Source organism: Segetibacter koreensis DSM 18137, assembly GCF_000374045.1.
GTDB lineage: Bacteria > Bacteroidota > Bacteroidia > Chitinophagales > Chitinophagaceae > Segetibacter > Segetibacter koreensis.
In genome coordinates this window covers 252674-270892 of the sequence record NZ_KB893359.1, presented here as the reverse complement: position 1 = coordinate 270892, position 18219 = coordinate 252674, and the positions used below count along the sequence as shown (strand labels likewise).

16 protein-coding genes are annotated in these 18219 nt (G+C 38.5%); 12 read left to right on the top strand and 4 right to left on the bottom strand.

All coding sequences use genetic code 11. The features are described from left to right. The first annotated feature begins 55 nt into the window (after positions 1-55). From groL to B154_RS0122465, 3 genes are all read left to right on the top strand, one after another. Positions 56-1675, top strand: coding sequence for a chaperonin GroEL (gene groL / locus B154_RS0122475; protein ID WP_018616617.1), 1620 nt, complete (start codon positions 56-58; stop codon positions 1673-1675). 282 nt (positions 1676-1957) lie between these two features. After that, a complete protein-coding gene (locus tag B154_RS31005) occupies positions 1958-2440 on the top strand; it encodes a GyrI-like domain-containing protein (RefSeq protein ID WP_018616616.1) in 483 nt (160 codons plus the stop codon). A gap of 231 nt (positions 2441-2671) precedes the next feature. Beyond that, complete coding sequence (locus B154_RS0122465; protein ID WP_018616615.1) at positions 2672-3388, top strand: universal stress protein; 717 nt, start codon at positions 2672-2674, stop codon at positions 3386-3388. 184 nt (positions 3389-3572) lie between these two features. On the opposite strand, the gene B154_RS0122460 is transcribed toward B154_RS0122465, so the two are convergent. Together B154_RS0122460 and B154_RS29515 are read right to left on the bottom strand one after the other, a co-directional pair. After that, positions 3573-4106 carry a nitroreductase family protein gene (locus B154_RS0122460; RefSeq protein WP_018616614.1) on the bottom strand — a complete coding sequence of 178 codons (534 nt, stop codon included), beginning with the start codon at positions 4104-4106 and terminating at the stop codon, positions 3573-3575. Positions 4107-4362: 256 nt separating this feature from the next. Then, positions 4363-4773 (bottom strand): response regulator, encoded by a 411-nt coding sequence (locus tag B154_RS29515; protein WP_018616613.1) that lies wholly within the window; start codon positions 4771-4773, stop codon positions 4363-4365. A gap of 690 nt (positions 4774-5463) precedes the next feature. Between B154_RS29515 and B154_RS0122445 the strand changes: the two genes are divergently transcribed. From B154_RS0122445 to B154_RS0122425, 5 genes are all read left to right on the top strand, one after another. After that, entirely contained in the window at positions 5464-6192 is a 729-nt protein-coding gene (locus B154_RS0122445; RefSeq protein ID WP_018616611.1) for an ImuA family protein, read from the top strand. 1 nt (position 6193) lies between these two features. Continuing rightward, positions 6194-7687, top strand: coding sequence for a Y-family DNA polymerase (locus tag B154_RS0122440; RefSeq protein ID WP_018616610.1), 1494 nt, complete (start codon positions 6194-6196; stop codon positions 7685-7687). A 17-nt stretch (positions 7688-7704) separates the two neighbouring features. Continuing rightward, positions 7705-10923, top strand: a complete 3219-nt coding sequence (locus B154_RS0122435; RefSeq protein WP_018616609.1) for an error-prone DNA polymerase — start codon at positions 7705-7707, stop codon at positions 10921-10923. A gap of 127 nt (positions 10924-11050) precedes the next feature. Continuing rightward, the gene (locus B154_RS0122430) at positions 11051-11602 is read left to right on the top strand and encodes a DNA-3-methyladenine glycosylase I (RefSeq protein ID WP_033412331.1); all 552 of its coding nucleotides are present in this window, start codon (positions 11051-11053) and stop codon (positions 11600-11602) included. Positions 11603-11720: 118 nt separating this feature from the next. Next, on the top strand, positions 11721-12152 hold the full coding sequence (locus B154_RS0122425; protein WP_018616607.1) for a DUF1810 domain-containing protein: 432 nt from the start codon (positions 11721-11723) through the stop codon (positions 12150-12152). A gap of 61 nt (positions 12153-12213) precedes the next feature. Here the strand turns inward: B154_RS0122425 and B154_RS0122420 are convergent, their stop codons facing one another. Continuing rightward, positions 12214-13377: a Gfo/Idh/MocA family protein gene (locus B154_RS0122420; RefSeq protein WP_018616606.1), complete on the bottom strand. Its 1164-nt coding sequence runs from the start codon at positions 13375-13377 to the stop codon at positions 12214-12216. Positions 13378-13472: 95 nt separating this feature from the next. On the opposite strand from B154_RS0122420, the gene B154_RS0122415 reads away from it, so the two are divergent. Both B154_RS0122415 and B154_RS0122410 read left to right on the top strand, forming a co-directional pair. Then, entirely contained in the window at positions 13473-15038 is a 1566-nt protein-coding gene (locus tag B154_RS0122415) for a GDSL-type esterase/lipase family protein (RefSeq protein ID WP_018616605.1), read from the top strand. 107 nt (positions 15039-15145) lie between these two features. Further along, positions 15146-16078, top strand: coding sequence for an AbiTii domain-containing protein (locus B154_RS0122410; protein WP_018616604.1), 933 nt, complete (start codon positions 15146-15148; stop codon positions 16076-16078). Positions 16079-16200: 122 nt separating this feature from the next. On the opposite strand, the gene B154_RS29510 is transcribed toward B154_RS0122410, so the two are convergent. Continuing rightward, positions 16201-17178 carry a ligand-gated ion channel gene (locus tag B154_RS29510; RefSeq protein WP_018616603.1) on the bottom strand — a complete coding sequence of 326 codons (978 nt, stop codon included), beginning with the start codon at positions 17176-17178 and terminating at the stop codon, positions 16201-16203. Between the two features lie 329 nt (positions 17179-17507). On the opposite strand from B154_RS29510, the gene B154_RS0122400 reads away from it, so the two are divergent. Both B154_RS0122400 and B154_RS0122395 read left to right on the top strand, forming a co-directional pair. Further along, positions 17508-17696 carry a hypothetical protein gene (locus B154_RS0122400; RefSeq protein ID WP_018616602.1) on the top strand — a complete coding sequence of 63 codons (189 nt, stop codon included), beginning with the start codon at positions 17508-17510 and terminating at the stop codon, positions 17694-17696. A 284-nt stretch (positions 17697-17980) separates the two neighbouring features. Beyond that, a complete protein-coding gene (locus B154_RS0122395; RefSeq protein WP_018616601.1) occupies positions 17981-18208 on the top strand; it encodes a hypothetical protein in 228 nt (75 codons plus the stop codon). The last annotated feature ends 11 nt before the right edge of the window (positions 18209-18219 follow it).

Sequence of the window (18219 nt, the reverse complement as noted above, 5' to 3'; positions counted from 1 at the left end):
TCTTGTAACACAGTTATCCTATGTTTAAAGTTATCCCTCGTTTAAATAGTATCATATGTCTAAGCTAATTGATTACAACCAGGATGCCCGCAAGAAATTGAAAAAAGGGGTTGACCGTTTAGCCAGAGCGGTCATTATTACGCTTGGTCCTAAAGGACGGAATGTAGTTTTTGAAAAAATGGATGGCTCTCCTCAAATGTCGTGCGATGGGGTAACGGTGGCCAAGCAAATTGAACTGGACGATCCCATGGAAGAAATGGGTGTAAAAATGATTCGGGATGCCGCAGTACGTATAGCTGAAGCCGCCGGTGATGGAACGACAACAGCCACTTTGCTGGCACAGACCATGATTGACACCGGTTTGAAGAGAGTGGAGGCTGGAATGAACCCCATGGACATTAAAAAGGGGATTGATAAAGGAGTGCAACTGGTAACAGCAAAACTGAAACAGATGGCTATACCCGTTAGCAACGACAGTACTAAAATAGAGCAAGTGGCTACAATTTCCGCAGGGAACAATCCCGAGATTGGAAAACTGATTGCGGATGCCATGCGTAAAGCCGGCAAAGAAGGAGTAATTACCATTGAAGAAGCCAAAGGCTTTGAAACCTATGTGGAAGTAGTTGAAGGCATGCAATTCGACCGTGGTTATTTATCGCCTTATTTCATCACCAATCCAGAAAAGATGAATGTAATGTACGAGAACCCGTATATTCTCCTCTATGACAAAAAGATTGCAGGCATGAAAGAAATGGTTCCATTACTCGACAAAATTTCACAATCTAACGATCCTTTACTTATCATAGCCGAAGACATAGAGGGAGAAGCGCTGGCCGTGCTGGTTGTAAATAAACTTCGCGGCGTTTTAAAAGTGGCCGCCGTTAAAGCACCAGGATTTGGCGACCGCAGGAAAGAAATACTCGAAGACATTGCCGCACTTACCGGTGGAACAGTTATATCAGAAGAAAAAGGCCTGAAATTGGAAAATGCGGAAATAGTGCACCTGGGCAGGTGTGATAAAATAATAATAACAAAGGATAAGACCACTTTAGTCGGAGGAGGCGGTGACAAGAAAAACATTGAAGGCGTTATTGCACAAATAAGGGAACAATTGAAAACAACTACTTCTGATTATGATAAAGAAAAATTGCAGGAACGCCTCGCAAAATTAGCAGGAGGCGTAGCTGTCGTGTATGTAGGCGCTTCATCAGAAATTGAATTGAATGTAAAAAAAGATGTGGTGGACGATGCACTAAATGCTACCCGTGCTGCCATGGAAGAAGGTATCGTTCCGGGAGGTGGTGTAGCTTACCTGCGCTGTTTACAGGAACTGGATAAGGCACAAAACAACAATGAGGAAGAAAAAGTGGGCGTAGAGATTTTGCGTAAAGCACTTGAGGAGCCTTTGAAACAAATTTTAATTAATGCAGGTCTCGAAACATCTGAAATTGTACAAAAGGTAAAGGCTGGCGAGAACGATTTTGGTTTTAATGCTAAAACAGAAAAATTTGAACAGCTCCTTGAAACCGGCATCATCGACCCTGTCAAAGTAAGCAGGCTGGCTATAGAGTTTGCGGCTTCGGTGGCGGGCATGTTCATCACAACCGAATGTGTTATTGTGAAAAAACCTGAAAAGAAAGAATCGCCCATTATTGAGGCAACGGATGTGTTGTAATTTTTTGAAGCAACGATTACAATTTTGATGCAATGATCTTTTTAGGCTTGACAAATCTTGCTGCGATTAAGGCATTGTTGCAGCACACTATTGTCCTGTTTGTTCCATAAGCATCCGAGCTCGCCACCTTCTTGCTTTCCTATTGAGATGATAAATAATAAGGGTTAGAAACAGCTTTCAAAGTTTACTTATGAAACTACTTGTAATTCCATTTATATTAATAGGAGCGCACTATAAAAGAACTGGAGTATTTTGATTTGCAAACCTTTAATTAGACAAGCTATGCTACAGGATTCAATAAAAAAAGCAACAGTAAGTCTTGAGCAGGTTGTTTTACAGCCCATAGCCGTTTTATTTATAAAAGATACAAGCGACACATCCGGTCTTAGTAAAGTAATCGGATCAGGTTATGCCGAACTGTTTGCTTTCATCAATCAACATGGGTTAAAGCCGGGTAAAGTGATGGCATTTTATCATCGTTATGTCAATCCTGTATCGCTTGAGATGGCAGTGGAAGTTGATAAATTACCTGCAACGTTCGCAGGCAGAATACAATCTAAAACGGTACAAGGTGGCGATGCTGTAGTAGCACATTATACTGGCCCATACGAAGAAATGGAGGTGCCTTACAATGCAATAACCGAATGGGTAAAAGATAATAGTAAACAGGCAAACGGGCCGCCATTTGAAGTGTATTTAAATTCACCCGACATGGTAAAAGATAAATATGAATTGAAAACCGATGTTTATCAACTATTGAGATAGTTAGTGATATTTTAAAAACACTATTTAAGGCTTTATTACCTGGTAGACTAACAAAGCATGCTTTAATTTTTATGGAAAGATTCTTATGCGAGCTAAAAAAGCAAAGCGAATGATCTGCTTAGGTGTTTGTACGACGCAACAGGTAAATGTGGAACTCGTTTGTTCAGGATGAACTAAACGACTGTCAATATATTGCTTTAGTTTACTATTGGCAAATTTAAAAATCAGGTTATGAAAACAACTGTTGCTCCTACCGATTTTTCAACTACTTCACTAAACGCTGTAAACTATGCCGCTGACATGGCGAGTGTTATCGGCACTAGCCTATCGTTGATACATATTTGCCGGTTTCCGGTAGCTATAAGCGAAGTGCCGGTATCGGAATATAGCATGACAGAGCTTATAACAGATGCCGAAAAACAAATGTTTCTGCTTAAAGATAAGATCGCTTTCAGAACCGGGGAACGTATAAAAATTATGACTGAGATAAGGGAAGGAGAAATAATATCTGAATTAGACGCTTATTGTCCTTCTGTAAGCACGTATGCAGTGGTGATGGGATCAGAGCGTACCGGAGCGATCGAAAGAACTTTATTTGGAGGCATAACCATTGCTGCAATGCGAAAACTTAAATGGTCATTAATAGTCGTCCCGCCGGAAGCTAAATTTGCAGGCATTAAAAGAATAGGGCTTGCATGTGATTTTAAAAATGTAGTAGATACAATACCAATTAAAGAGATCAGGAGCCTTGTGAAAGAGTTACATCCGGCGTTTCATGTATTGCATGTGAGCGCTGAAAAAGAAGAATTATTTACGGCTGAGAGCATTGAACAAGCAGGTTGGCTCCAGGAAATACTTGATGGGCTGAATCCGAAATATCATTTTATAAAGGATAATGAACCGGAAAAAGGCATCGCTGATTTTGCAGAAAAGACCATGATCTCTTAAGTAGCCTTGTGCATCATAGCTACTCAACGCGGTTAGTATTACATACTCATGTACCTGTAATGGCTATTCATCAATAATACAGCAAGCTACCTTCAAATTGCATCTCAAGTCAAGGGAAGATGTTGCATTCCGTTTAGTTGTTCAACTTGAGGCGAAAAATTGAATTTCACGCAATCGTTGCTTCTCACCATTTCTCCCAATGAATATTTTTGGCATCATACTTATCCTTTGCTTTTTCTTCATCTGCAGGATGCCCTACTGGTATCACATTCAATGGAATGACATTGGCAGGAATATTTAGTTCCTTTCTTACAAAATCCATCATTTCTTTATTTGGATATACTGCCGTCCATACTGCACCAAGTCCCAATGCTTCGGCCGCTAATAAAATATTTTCGCTGGCGCACACTGCGTCTAGTATCGCAAATTCTTCAGTGCCCATTGCTGCCTCTTCTGGAACTGTACATACCACAATACCGGTTCCTGCGTTGGTCAACATTTTTGCAAAAGGCAATCCGTCGGCTAATGATTTTAATTTTAATTTATCCGTTACTATTATAAATTTCCATGGCTCCATGTGTACAGCCGCAGGTGCTGCCATCGCGGCACGAAGTATCTCCTCAATATCTTTTTTACTCACTGGTTCGCCTGTATAGTTTCGTACACTTTTTCTTTCCCGTATAACTGTCAACGCGTCTTTAAGCATTACTGTTTCCATAAAGTATTAATTGATAGATGAAGATGAAATAATTTTACGAAGTCATTGTCAAAGTTACTAACACATCTATACCTATGAAATGACTGCTGATAGCAGACTAGATGATAATGGTCAAAGAAATTTTGAGACTTTTTTTAATGAGACAAATCATACGAAGATTTTTTTGAGCCAGCCTCTGTACTACTATGATGTGCGGTACATCGTGAGTTTTTAGCAAAAGTAGTTATGAGGTAAGATTACATCTTTTAAGAAATTTTCACTTATTTATAGAAGATTTTATCTCCCCGGTACATATTTCTTCAGCAAGTTGCTCTATTTCTTCGATACTGCTTGGTTTTATTACATAATAATCAGCTCCGAATGAATAACATGCCTCAATATCCTTTTTATTGGTTGATGTTGAATACATCATTATAGGTATTGCTTTCATTAATTGGTTGCTTTTGATAACTTTTAAACACTCTTTCCCATCCATTACAGGCATGTTAATATCAAGGATTATTAAATCAGGTGGAGAAGTTGTTTTCAAAGCATTGAGTAAGTTACAACCGTTATCTGCAAGTGTAAAATCTAAATCAGAACAACTTTTTGCAAGAGATTCTTTCAGCAGTTCCACATCTTCATGGTCGTCATCTGCAATAACAATATGTTTAAATTTAGAAAGCACAGGATATTTTTTAACTTACAATGCTGGCATTAGAGAACAGTTATAGCATGGATGATAAAAGTAATTTATTATTCATGCTATAACTATTAAAATTTTTTAATAATTGCAGTTACAAAAGGCAAAAGTGGGAGAGAAGAGATTGCAACGTTAAAGTTCCTTCGTTTACTGCAATTGCAATAACGAAGGAACTTTAACTATATTAAAATTAAGATGTCTTTCCGACTTGAATGCTTCTGATAAATTCTTAAAGATTTTATTTGTTTTAAAAATGGCATGTCCATCCACACGATAACTTTTAAAATATTCTCTTATACTGTAAATAAGCATAAGTAGCAATAATTACGAAAGCAAGCGCAAAAAGCAAACCTGCAACTAACCAGGGACGATCATTGCTTACAGGCTCTTTTGGGAGGTGTATGTTCAATCTTCTAAATTTACCTTGTTCCATGGAAATAGGAGTGGTTTCCCGAAAATACAAAAAATCTACGGCTCTTTCAGTTAAAAATTCTTTGGAAAAAGCACGATGAATGAATTGAAGATACCAACAATGATCTCACAGGTTAAAAGAATTTTTTTTGCTTAAATTCCTTACACTCCCTCATATTGCTATCTCCTAAAACAATCATTAATTCTTTTTTTTGCTAAAAAAATTAGTAATTTTGATTTTGAAGATTATTATTTATCGCAATTATGAACACGACAAAAGCACATACTATTGAACAATTGCGAAAAGATATTCTTCCCTTACAAGGATTTAAACCTGTAGCTGGTGATAGTGGCTTTGATGGTGGTCTAGGATTTATAAAACAAGCTTTTCCCGGTGCGTCATTTCCTTTAGCCGCAATACATGAATTTTTCTGTACGGGAGAAGAAGATGTATCAGCTTCAGCAGGATTTATAGCAGGTATAGTATCAGCAATTATGCGAAAGGGAGGAGTGACACTATGGATTTGTTCATCACAAATGATCTTTCCTCCTGCTTTAAAAGCATTTGGTATTGAACCTGATAAAATCATCTTCATTTATCTTCAAAAAGAAAAAGAGATCTTATGGGCAATGGAAGAAGCACTTAAGTGTGAGGGGCTTGCAGCAGTTATTGCTCAGACACAGGAAATAAGTTTTACCGCAAGCAGAAGATTTCAATTAGCGGTTGAGCAAAGTCGTGTGACTGGTTTTATTATTCGACGCAATCCCAGAAACCTTGCTACTACCTGTGTTACCCGTTGGAAGATTACGCCTTTGTCTACTAATACAGAAAATGATTTGCCAGGCTTGGGGGTTCCGAGGTGGAATGTAGAATTATTAAAAGTACGAAATGGTACTCCAGGCAATTGGCAGTTAGAGTGGGCGAAAGGAAGGTTCAGGCATGTTTACAAATTAGCTTCTATTAACAGCGAGGGGCAAAGAAAAACAGGATAATATGTGCAAGCGTTTTGTGTCAATATGGTTTCGGTATCTTGTAACCGACTGGTTTGCCCTTCGTAAGCCACAATTACGTAATACAGCTTTTGTCTTATGTACGCCGTCACATGGAAGAATGGTAGTAACCGCAGCAAATGCTTTAGCTGAAGCACAAGGAATTCAAAGCGGAATGGTGTTGGCAGATGCAAGGGCAATTGTTCCCGGGTTACAGGTGCTTGATGATAAGCCAGAGTTGATTGATAAATTATTAAGGCGGATTGCTGAGTGGTGTATCCGATTTACTCCATTTGCCGCTATTGATCCTCCTGGTGGTATTATCCTTGACGTTAGTGGTTGTTCTTATTTATGGGGAGGTGACGAACCTTACTTGAACGACATAATCAATCGGTTAAAGTCTCGTGGTTATACTGTACGTGCTGCAATAGCGGATACGATTGGAACTGCGTGGGCAACTTCCCGTTATGGTTTGTCATTCATCATTCATCCTGGTCAACAAAGTAAAGCATTGCTTTCTTTGCCAACTGCTGCACTTCGTTTAGATGCAGATACAATTGATCATTTGCACAAATTAGGTCTTCGGCAAATCAAAGATTTTATTGGTATGCCTCGCTCAGCATTACGTCGTCGTTTTGGTAATTTAATAATCATGAGATTAAACCAGGCATTGGGACTTGAAGAAGAAATTATTCAAACCGTTCAGCCTATTGAACCTTTCTCTGAAAGACTGCCTTGTTTAGAACCAATTGTTACAGCAACAGGTATTGAAATTGCACTTCAACGATTGCTTGAAGTTTTGTGTCAACGCTTGCAAAAAGAGCAAAAAGGGCTTCGTGTTGCTAACTTCAAATGCTATAGGGTTGATGGAAGGATTATACAAATTCAAATTGCTACCAATTCTCCGTCACATAATGTGAAACATCTTATTAAGCTCTTTGAAATAAAACTACCTTCCATTGAACCTGACCTAGGTATTGAGTTATTTGTATTGGAAGCGCCGACTGTGGAAGATCATGCCTCTTCACAACAAAAATTGTGGGAAGCAATGTGGGGTCTTGATAATAATCAGTTATCAGAATTAATTGACAGGTTAGCAGGAAAAGTAGGTTTAAATTCGATTCGTCGTTTTTTACCTGAAGAGCATTACTGGCCTGAACGTTCCATTAAACAGGCATCATCACTACACGAACAAAAAACTTCAGAGTGGAAGTTAGACAGACCAAGACCGATGCAGCTTTTAACTACACCTGAAAATATTGATGTTACAGCCCCTGTTCCTGATTATCCCCCGATGAACTTTCGCTACAAAGGAAAAATACACAAAATAATAAAAGCTGACGGTCCCGAACGGATAGAACAGGAATGGTGGATACAGGAAGGACAGCACCGGGATTATTATGCTGTGGAAGATGAGGAAGGCTGCCGTTATTGGTTGTTTAGATCAGGGCATTATGATGAAGAATATAAATGGTTTATTCATGGGTTTTTTGCATGATATATTAATTCATTAAAATGTACACCGAACTACAAGTTACCACCAACTTCAGTTTTCTTCGAGGTGCTTCACATCCTGACGAACTGGTAGTTTATGCAGCAGAACTGGGATTTTCATCAATAGCAATAACAGACCGAAACACCTTTGCCGGAATCGTTCGTGCTCATGCAGCGGCGAAAAAATGCGGTATAAGAATAATTGTTGGATGTCGCCTTGATTTATTAGACGGAGTATCTTTGCTGGCTTATCCTACAGATAAAAATGCTTATTCACAATTAACTAATTTGTTAACGCTCGGTAATAGACGGGCCGAAAAAGGTGAATGTCATTTATATAAAGCGGATGTATACAAGTATGCTAAGGGAGTTAAGTTTGTTGCGTTGCCACCTGGTAAACTAAACGAAGTATTTGAATTTGAACCATCATTTGAAACTGCCATAAAGGAATACAGGCAAATTTTTGGAAGCCATTTGTATATCGCAGCATCACGTCGATACCAGGGAGATGACAGCAAGTATTTATACCGGCTTACCCAGTTGTCAGAAAAATTAAACATACCTATTGTTGCTACAAATAATGTGCATTATCATGAACCTTCACGAAGACAACTACAAGATATTATGACGTGCATTCGTGAAAAATGCACCATTTATAATGCGGGCTTTCGATTACATCCAAATGCTGAACGGTATCTGAAGCCAGCCGGCGAAATGGTTCGCCTTTTCAGGCAATATCCAGAAGCAATTGAGCGCACGCAGGAATTAGCCGAATCGTGCAAATTTTCATTGGATGAATTACAATATGAATATCCTGAAGAGATAACGAATAAAGGACGAACACCGCAACAGGAACTAACCTTTTTAGCATGGGAAGGTGCAAAAGAAAAGTTTGGAGAAAACATACCTGAGAAAACAATAGATGCTATCAATTACGAACTTGCCTTTATAGAACGCATGAATTATGCGCCCTATTTTCTTACTGTGTATGATATTGTTCGTTATGCACGAAGCCAGCGCATTCTTTGCCAGGGACGAGGTTCTGCTGCCAACTCCACTGTTTGTTATTGCCTTGGTATCACTTCTGTTAATCCTGCAAAATTTGATTTATTGTTCGAGCGGTTTATTTCTGCTGCCCGCAATGAACCGCCTGATATTGATGTAGATTTTGAGCATGAACGTCGTGAAGAAGTTATTCAGTACATCTATCAAAAATATGGTCGGGACCGGGCAGCTATTGTTGCTACAGTTACCCAACAACATCAAAAAGGAGCAATAAGAGATGTAGGTAAAGCAATGGGATTATCTGTTGACATTATCAATCGGTTATCAAGTTCTATTTGGGAATTTACAGACGAATGGTTTGAAGGAAAACGAATTGCCGAACAAGGCTTCAATCCTACTGATAAACACCGGCAAAAGGTGTTACAACTTACCAAAGAGTTCATGGGCTTTCCAAGGCAACTGGGGCAGCATACAGGTGGCTTTGTGATTACCAATGGTAAGTTGTCTGACCTGTGTCCGATAATGAACGCGCGAATGGAAAACAGGACCTGTATTGAATGGAACAAAGATGATATTGATGCATTGGGCTTTATGAAAGTTGATGTGCTGGCATTAGGTATGCTTACCTGTATTCGTAAAGCCTTTGACCTTGCTAAAGAGCATTATGCACTCGATCTTACCCTTGCCAATATTCCTGAAGATGATAAGAAAGTTTATGAGATGATTTCTCATGCAGATACCATTGGCGTGTTTCAGATCGAAAGCCGGGCACAGCAAAGTATGTTACCAAGATTAAAGCCAGGTTGCTTTTACGATCTTGTAATTGAAGTTGCAATAGTTCGACCGGGACCAATACAAGGTGACATGGTGCATCCATATTTACGACGGCGAAATGGCGAAGAAGAGGTAAAATATCCTTCTCCTCAATTGGAAGAGATATTAAAGCGAACTTTGGGAGTGCCCCTCTTCCAGGAGCAAGCAATGAAGATTGCCATTGTAGCAGCTGGTTTTACACCGGCAGAAGCCGATGAATTGCGGCGCAGCATGGCGACATTTAAAGTAAAAGGACTGGTTTCTAAATTCCAGGAAAAACTTATTACCGGAATGACTGAAAGAGGATATTCTCTTGAATATGCGCAACGGGTGTTTAAGCAACTGGAAGGTTTTGGCAGTTATGGCTTTCCTGAAAGTCATGCTGCCAGCTTTGCATTGCTGGTGTATGTTTCTTCGTGGCTCAAATGTTATTATCCCGATGTATTTGCGTGTGCATTACTCAACAGTATGCCAATGGGTTTTTATCAGCCCGCCCAAATCGTTATTGATGCACGAAAACATGGTGTTGAAGTAAAACCTATTGACATCAATCATTCCCTTTGGGATAATAAGCTGGAAGAAAAATCGGGTAAGTACTGTGTACTACGCCTTGGTTTTAGGCAAGTAAAAGGAATTCGGGAAGAAGACATTAAATTGCTGGTATCGGCAAGAGAAAAAAAGTTCTCGTGCATAAACGAACTTCGCAGTATTGGGTTGTCAGATGCAGCATTAGAGAAACTGGCTGATGCAGACGCATTCAGATCCATTGATCTTGATCGCCGGCAGGCTTTGTGGGAAGTATCCACAAAGGATAAGCCGGTAGCAATGTTTAACGGACAGCCTTCAGCCGATGAAAAACAGGAAAATATATCACTCCCCCAAATGACCCCTGCTGAGCATGTGGTGCACGATTATGCTACAACGTCACTTTCTTTAAAAGCTCATCCCGTAAGTTTTGTACGTGAAAAGCTGCAGCAGCTGCATATTTTGTCTGCCACCCAACTGGCCGGTGCAAAGGATGGTCAGGCTGTAAAAGTAGCTGGCCTGGTGTTAGTGCGGCAGCGGCCCGGTACAGCAGGTGGTATTTGTTTTATGACGATCGAAGATGAAACAGGAGTTGCTAATCTTGTTATTTTTCATACCCTTTTTGATAAATACAGAAAAGAAATTTTACAATCGAAATTGATAATGGTGGAGGGGCAATTGCAGGTGCAGGGCGAGGTGATACATGTAATTGTAAAAAAGTGCTTCGATTTCTCCAGACTCTTGCGAAAACTTACTCCGTCAAACCACGAAACTCCACAAGTATTAACCCTTGCACGGCCTGATGAAAGATCAATACCGCCAGGGCTAAATAAACGCAGCCAGGTTCGTGAAAATGCACAGGAAAAACTCTTCCCTGAAGCAAGGAATTTTAGATGAGGAAATTTTAAACCGCGATTATTACAAATCTTATATACTTTTTACCTACGCAGTCGAAAATTGAACAGGTGGAGTATATTTGAAGTTTAAATTTGAATAGAATTCAACTAAATATTTAATTAAGACAATGTCGTATTGTAGCGTAATAGAATATATGAGCGAGGATAAAAAGGCTTTGCATAAAGCGTATCACGACAAGTTGTATGGTTTTCCTATACACGATGACAATGAACTGTTTGGCCGGCTCATATTAGAAATTAACCAGGCAGGTTTAAGTTGGGAAACTATATTGAAAAAAGAAACCGGGTTTAGGGAAGCTTATGATAATTTCAATATTGAAAAAGTTGCATCTTACACTGCAGAGGACAGGGAAAGACTTTTAGCTGACGTAGGAATTATACGAAACCGACTAAAAATAAATGCAGCAATAGAAAACGCAAAAACTATCGTGGGCATTCAAAAAGAATATGGTTCATTTGAAAAGTGGTTAGAACATCAACATCCAAGATCAAAAGAAGAATGGGTGAAATTATTTAAAAAGACTTTTAAATTTACAGGTGGAGAAATTGTAAACGAGTTTTTAATGAGTATAGGATTTCTGCAAGGAGCTCATTCGGCCGATTGTAAGATATACAAGGACATATTGAAGACAAATCCGATGTGGTTAAAAACAAAGTAAGAAAAAAGCTTTATGCAAAATACAGGTGGTTGTGTAGGTTGTAATTGAAGATAGTTTACAACCCCGTTAATAACTTTAAAAGGGGAGTAATAAGTTTAAAAAGACAATCAGCAAAAATATGGCTAAAGAGAGTAACTTGAAAAGATTTACCGATGCACAGCAAGCGGATTACGACATAGCCTTGTTGGAGATAAGGAATGGCAGAAAACAGAGCCATTGGATGTGGTATATTTTTCCTCAGATACAGGGTTTAGGTTTTAGCGAGACTTCAAAATATTATGCTATAAGAAATAAGATGGAAGCAGAAGAATTTTTAAAGCATCCGGTTTTGGGCAGTCGGCTGGTTGAAATTTGCGAGGAATTGCTGAGCCTTAAAGGTAATGATGCAAACAAAATATTTGGAAGTCCTGACGACTTAAAATTAAAATCTTCTATGACTTTGTTTTCTTTAGTAAATAATAGCAATCCTGTTTTTCAGAAGGTTTTGGATAAGTTTTTCAACGGATCAAAAGACAATAAAACCTTGCAAATAATAGACAAGCAACAATAGAATTTAAATTAATCGCGACATAGAATTGAATATACATACACCGGTTTACCCAAAAAATTTGTTATGCCGTCAATTTTATTTTTTTTGCCTGATTTTGTGCTTTTAGTGCCAATTCTGTTGCAAGGAAACAGTGATCTTGCAGCATTGCAGTTTGTGTACGATTTATAATGTCATCTATAAGAAGTTCGCCGTAGGGGAGAGGGCCGTTACTGCAATTAAAATAACGCGTTTCTTTTTGGTTTACAAGAAAGAGATGGTTACCTCCCTCTCGTCCTGCTATATCAATATTTTTTCGCAGCTCTATATATCCTTCAGTGCCTAGAATGGTAAGCCGGTCGTCTCCCCACGTTTTAAGTCCATCAGGAGTGAACCAGTCCACACGAAGGTAGCCCGTTCCTCTGTTACCCTTAATCATTACATCGCCGAAATCTTCAAATTCAGGATATTGAGGGTGATTTACATTTCCTGCCTGTGAAGCTACAATTTCAGCTTCGCTGGAACCGGTGAAGAACAGGTACTCATCGAATTGATGGGAGCCGATGTCGTTAATGATGCCGCCATAATGTTTGATATCGAAAAACCATGCAGGCCGCGTTTTTGGACTCATACGGTGAGGCGCCAGCGCAATCGTTTGAATTACTTTGCCAATGGCACCGGCTTTCACCAACTCCCCGGCTTTAATGGTTGCCGGGCTTTCTAGCCTCCCATACAAAATTGAAAAAATCCTCCCGGTTTCCTTTTGCACCTTCCGTACTTCGATAAGTTGTTCCAATGTGGTGATGCCCGGCTTGTCCACCATAAAATCTTTGCCGTGTCGCATTGCGTCTATTCCAATAAAGGCTCGTTCGTTTGGTATAGCAGCACTGACAATAAGGTGAATTGCTTTGTCTTCCAGGATCTCTTTTTCACTTGCGGCACGCTTTGCCTGGGGATATCGTTTAGCGAAGTCAGCCGCAAGATCAGCTTCTTTTGCATAGAAAGAAACTAGTTGTCCGCCGCCCCTTATTACTACTTCAATCTGTGAATGAACGTGGCCGTGATTAATTCCGATAACTGAGAATTTAATTCTTGGTGCAGCGTTGTAAAGTTGATCTTTTGCACTAATCACATATTCCTCTGCATTTGCCCGTACTTTTTTAGGTAAAGCAGAAAGGATTGCCATTCCTCCCATAGTATTAGTTGCATTCTTAATAAAACGGCGGCGATTGGTTTGGTTTTCTTTCATCTGAAAATTTCCTCTAAATAAATTATTATTTCGAAGTTATAAAAAGAACGTTCTGAAATATTTTATACATTTATCCATTTATAAAAAACTTGTTGATGAATAAATTTTTATTTCTCTTATCAGGACTATTGTTTTCTGCCGGTGTTTTAACCGCACAGCAAAAAGTTATTCAACTGTATAAAGGTGCAGCACCTGGTTCTGAAAACTGGAATTGGAACGAAGCGGAAAGCGACAGCAATGCCTGGAAAACAAAAGCCGTATACAATGTTTCGCATCCGACACTTACTGTTTTTACTCCGGACTCAATGTCTTCAACAGGAACTGCTGTTGTTATTTGTCCGGGCGGTGCATTTCACGCGTTATCTATTAATAGCGAAGGTTTCGATGTCGCTAATTACCTTGTAAAAAGAGGCGTAACCTGTTTTGTCTTAAAATATAGACTTGCTCACAGTTCAACCACCGATCCGGTCGCTGAAATGACTGCAAAATGGGACAAGCCCGAATTTCATGAAGAGAACAAGGCTGTAGTACCTCTTGGCGTTGCTGATGGAAAAAACGCCATCGCATATGTACGGGCACATGCGGGTGAATATGGTATAGATTCACATAGGATCGGCATTATGGGATTTTCCGCAGGTGGCACTGTTGCGGCATCTGCTGCATTTAATTATACTTCAGAAAACCGCCCTGATTTTGTTGCTCCAATTTATCCTTATTTTCCTCCTGAAATGATAGGCAAAATTTCTGCTGACGCACCACCATTGTTCGTTGTAGCTGCAACCGACGATGGTTTAAACCTTGCACCTCACAGTGTTAATCTCTATGAGCAATGGCTTACCGCAAAACATCCCGCAGAGATACACATGTATTCAAAAGGAGGTCATGGTTTTGGTATGAAGGTGCAACATCTGCCTTCTGATACCTGGATAGATCGTTTTGCCGACTGGCTTAGAGTAAATAGTTATCTTAAGCTTTTACACACACCTGAGTGGGCAACAAAGTTGGAAGATTGGCAGATCGAAGATGTAATGAAAAAAGGGGACTGGCAAAATCTTGCCCGTTATAGAAAGGCCAACTCTGCACTGGCTGCAACTAAATCTGCAAAGCCTCGTGTGGTGTTTATGGGCAACTCTATAACCGACGGTTGGATCAATGCGGATTCGTCTTTTTTTGCCGGGAAAAATTATATTGACCGTGGCATTAGCGGGCAGACAACGCCCCAGATGCTGGTACGTTTTCGTCCTGATGTCATTGATCTGAAGCCTGCGGTGGTTGTTATTCTTGCAGGTATCAATGATATTGCAGGCAACACTGGTCTCATGACCCTCGATGAAACATTTGGCAACATTGTTTCTATGGCGCAACTCGCAAAGTCAAATCACATAAAAGTTGTTATTTCCTCTGTTTTGCCTGCTTACGATTTTCCATGGCGGCCCGGCATGCAGCCTGCAGAAAAAGTAATAAAGCTCAATGCGATGCTTAAAGCGTATGCAACCAAAAACAATATTGTCTATCTCGATTATTTCAACGCAATGAAAGATGAACGAAATGGTTTACCTGCCAACTTATCTCACGATGGTGTTCATCCTACCCTTGAAGGATATAGAATAATGGAGCCGTTGGCTGAGAAAGCAATTGCGGAGGCGATGAGGCGGAAGTAACAAAAAAATTCCTTCTTTCAAGTTATTTAATCCCATATACTTTCTCCAAAAAATTTATTTGAACATGAACATGAACATGAACATGGCTTGGCAAAGTTAAAAAATTAATGAAGCTCATAAGTGACATTGTAAATGAACTGGTAGACGTGTATAAACCGTTGACATCTCCTTTACTTAAAACAAAAGTTTTAGCAACTCGAGTTAAAAACGATGAACTATTAAATTGGGTAAATCATGAATTAAACGGCTATGAGAGTAGAAGTTTAGTTCCCGGATATAGAACTTGTTCAGGTGATGTAATTGCTAATTTCATTGTCGGAAACCGTAAGTTTACTAATATGGCTTTACCTACATCTTCATTACCGAAGGATGTCGAAGAAGCTTTTATTTCAATGAATTTTACTGAAAATGTAGAAGCTTTAGAAGCTTTGAGAGAACAAATTAAATCAGGGAAATCAGCAAAAGTTGAAACAGCATTTAGCGCAGAAAATATTGCTTACCTACAATTCAATCTTAATAGAAATGGAAATCCAAACCTACAAATTTTAAGTGCAAAGAAGTGGACAGCATCTAATATTATTATAGAGATATTGGCCATTATTAGGTCCAAGCTTTTAGATTTTATGCTAAAATTTGAAGAAGAGTTTGGGCATATATCTGAAATAAAGGAGCTTCAAAACGAAAACAAAACAATTACTTCTATTATGAATCATACAATCATAAATACAGGAGATGCTAATGTAGTAAACACAGGGGATAAAGCAACGGTAAAGGCGGCTATTAACATAATAAAAGGTAGTCAAGAAGATTTAAAAAGGGTATTAAAAAATTGTGGAGTGAAAGAAGTTGATATAAATGAACTTCTTGAAGTTATTGATACAGAAATACCAAACCCAGAAAAGGGAACTTTTGGTTATATGGTAAACTTGTGGATAGGTAAGATGATAAACAAAGCTCTCGATGGTAGTTGGGAAGTAGCAATAGGTGCTGCAGGTAGTTTGCTTGCTGATGCCATACAGTCTTATTATGGCATCAAATAAGGAGAGGTATTTCGCCTATTGTAGTGCTCTTCACCTTCAAATTTCTTCTGGTAAAAACAAACTATAATACAGTTATATAAATTATTGGTCGAAAAAAACAGAAGAACAAAGATTAAAAGTTGCTAAACTAGAAATATTAACGGCGAAACCAGAAGTAAGCCTCCAAGAATAATGAGGTAAATCTTATCAAGCCGTTGCGCCCTTTTAATGCTGATGTTCGAACCGTCCCTCACTATGTTTGCAGTATAGATAGCATGAAAAATACCCGCCAATATTGCAATATACACTATCAAATAAATTTTATCCAGTAAGATAAGATAAGATATATCGGGCAATTTTGATGAATAAGATTGTTCTAAAAATACAGTGGTTAGCAGAGCACCGATGGGAGCGTAAATTCTGGCGTCAACATATTTTGGATGAATAACTGTAGATCCCAAACTTGATAAAAGCACAATAAAAACAGGCAGCAGCAGCTTCCAAAAAAAATATTGTACGGGCCTGGAAAGCGTTAATGAAAAAGATACATTATTATAAGAATCGTTGTCTTTATTCTCTGGCAGGCCTAGGTTACTTGAATATTTATGTTGCAAACTCTTACATCGCAGATTTTCTATTTTCCACCCGGGAATTGTAATATCAGGCTCGAAATTAGTATTAATTGAGTCAGCAGAATAAACAAGCTCGTCGGATGTATAAATGGAGTTTTTCAATTGAATACTGATCTCCTGTTTGTCAAAAGGGTAATGATGCAATTTGAAATTATGGGTAAATTTTCCCCTTACATGAAAGCTGTTATAATAAAAACTGTCTTTTAGTAAAATAGCAGAGTCATGAAGGTCTGTGTCAGAAAAACTCCACTCATCTTCCAAATTACTAAATTCAATATTTTTAAGCGGATTGATGGTACCTTTCCATCTGCACCATAAATAAAAGTCTGCATGAAAAGAGTTATCAGACATATCCAGCTCAGAAATATTGACAAAAAGCACCCCTACTTTTGCAACTTCAGGAGAGTGATCACCAGTATCAGCCTTGTTTCCGCCGTAACTATGATATACTAAACTGAAGAAGTAAAGGCAAAAGATAATTTTTTTCATTATTGTTACTTATTGTTTATAAACTTTTATGACTTCTGCCGGAAGTTCGAACCCTTTAATTTTAAATAATCGTATTAACTACCTAAGGCAGTGAGAATGGCGGGCTAATCATTTGAATTACGACAACGACAGTTAACAGTGTATAACGAAAAAGAGCAGTAATTTATTTTAGAGCATTTTCTGCTTTTACTGGTATTCTTGCAACAGCCTATTGAAACTCTATCACATATTTTTCACCTATTACATTTTAATATCAAATTATATCACACTTTTATGCGATTGTAGAGGGCATTTATAGAGAGTAGTTTTGTTATATCAAACTAATGGTTATGAAACGCAGTTACGCTTCAAATCTTTTTTATGTTTTATGTGTTGTAATATTTCTTATTGTTTATCCAATAAAAAATTCTTCAGCAATTGTAACTCTAACTAGTCCTGCTGAAGGAGTTAAGAAGGTAGAAAAAACCGTTGCACAACAGTCAACAGAGACTCTACATAGCGAGCTTTTATTTAGATAGTAAAACTATCATTTTCCTCAATATACATCCGCCGGCTTATGCCGGTTTTTTTGTGGTGAATTTTGCGGGTGTATACATTTATTTCGCCGATATGAATTTTTTAAATCAAGAGTTTTTACCGTCCGCTACTTGAGTATATTAACCCTCGGGTACAAAGTAATTCCGTTCAAAATTAAATAGATGAAAAGTGTTTCTATAGCTTAATTATTCATTTTAACTGCTCCTAATTCTGTACGATTTTTGTATTTGATACAATTAGTTAGTTTAGTTTAAAAGGGGGTGTTATGGAGAATTATAAAGGGTCTGAAAGTGGTGGTGTAGCTAAGTATCAAATTTTTGACGATGCAATTATTTTAAAATTCAAAGACGGGCGAACATACCTTTACGATTATATCAAGCCCGGAAAAGAGCAGGTGGAAAAGATGAAAAAGCTTGCGGTAGATGGAGCAGGCTTGACGACTTATGTCAATCAACATGTAAGGGATAATTATAACGGCCCAAAGGATTATTAGAGCGTTTTATT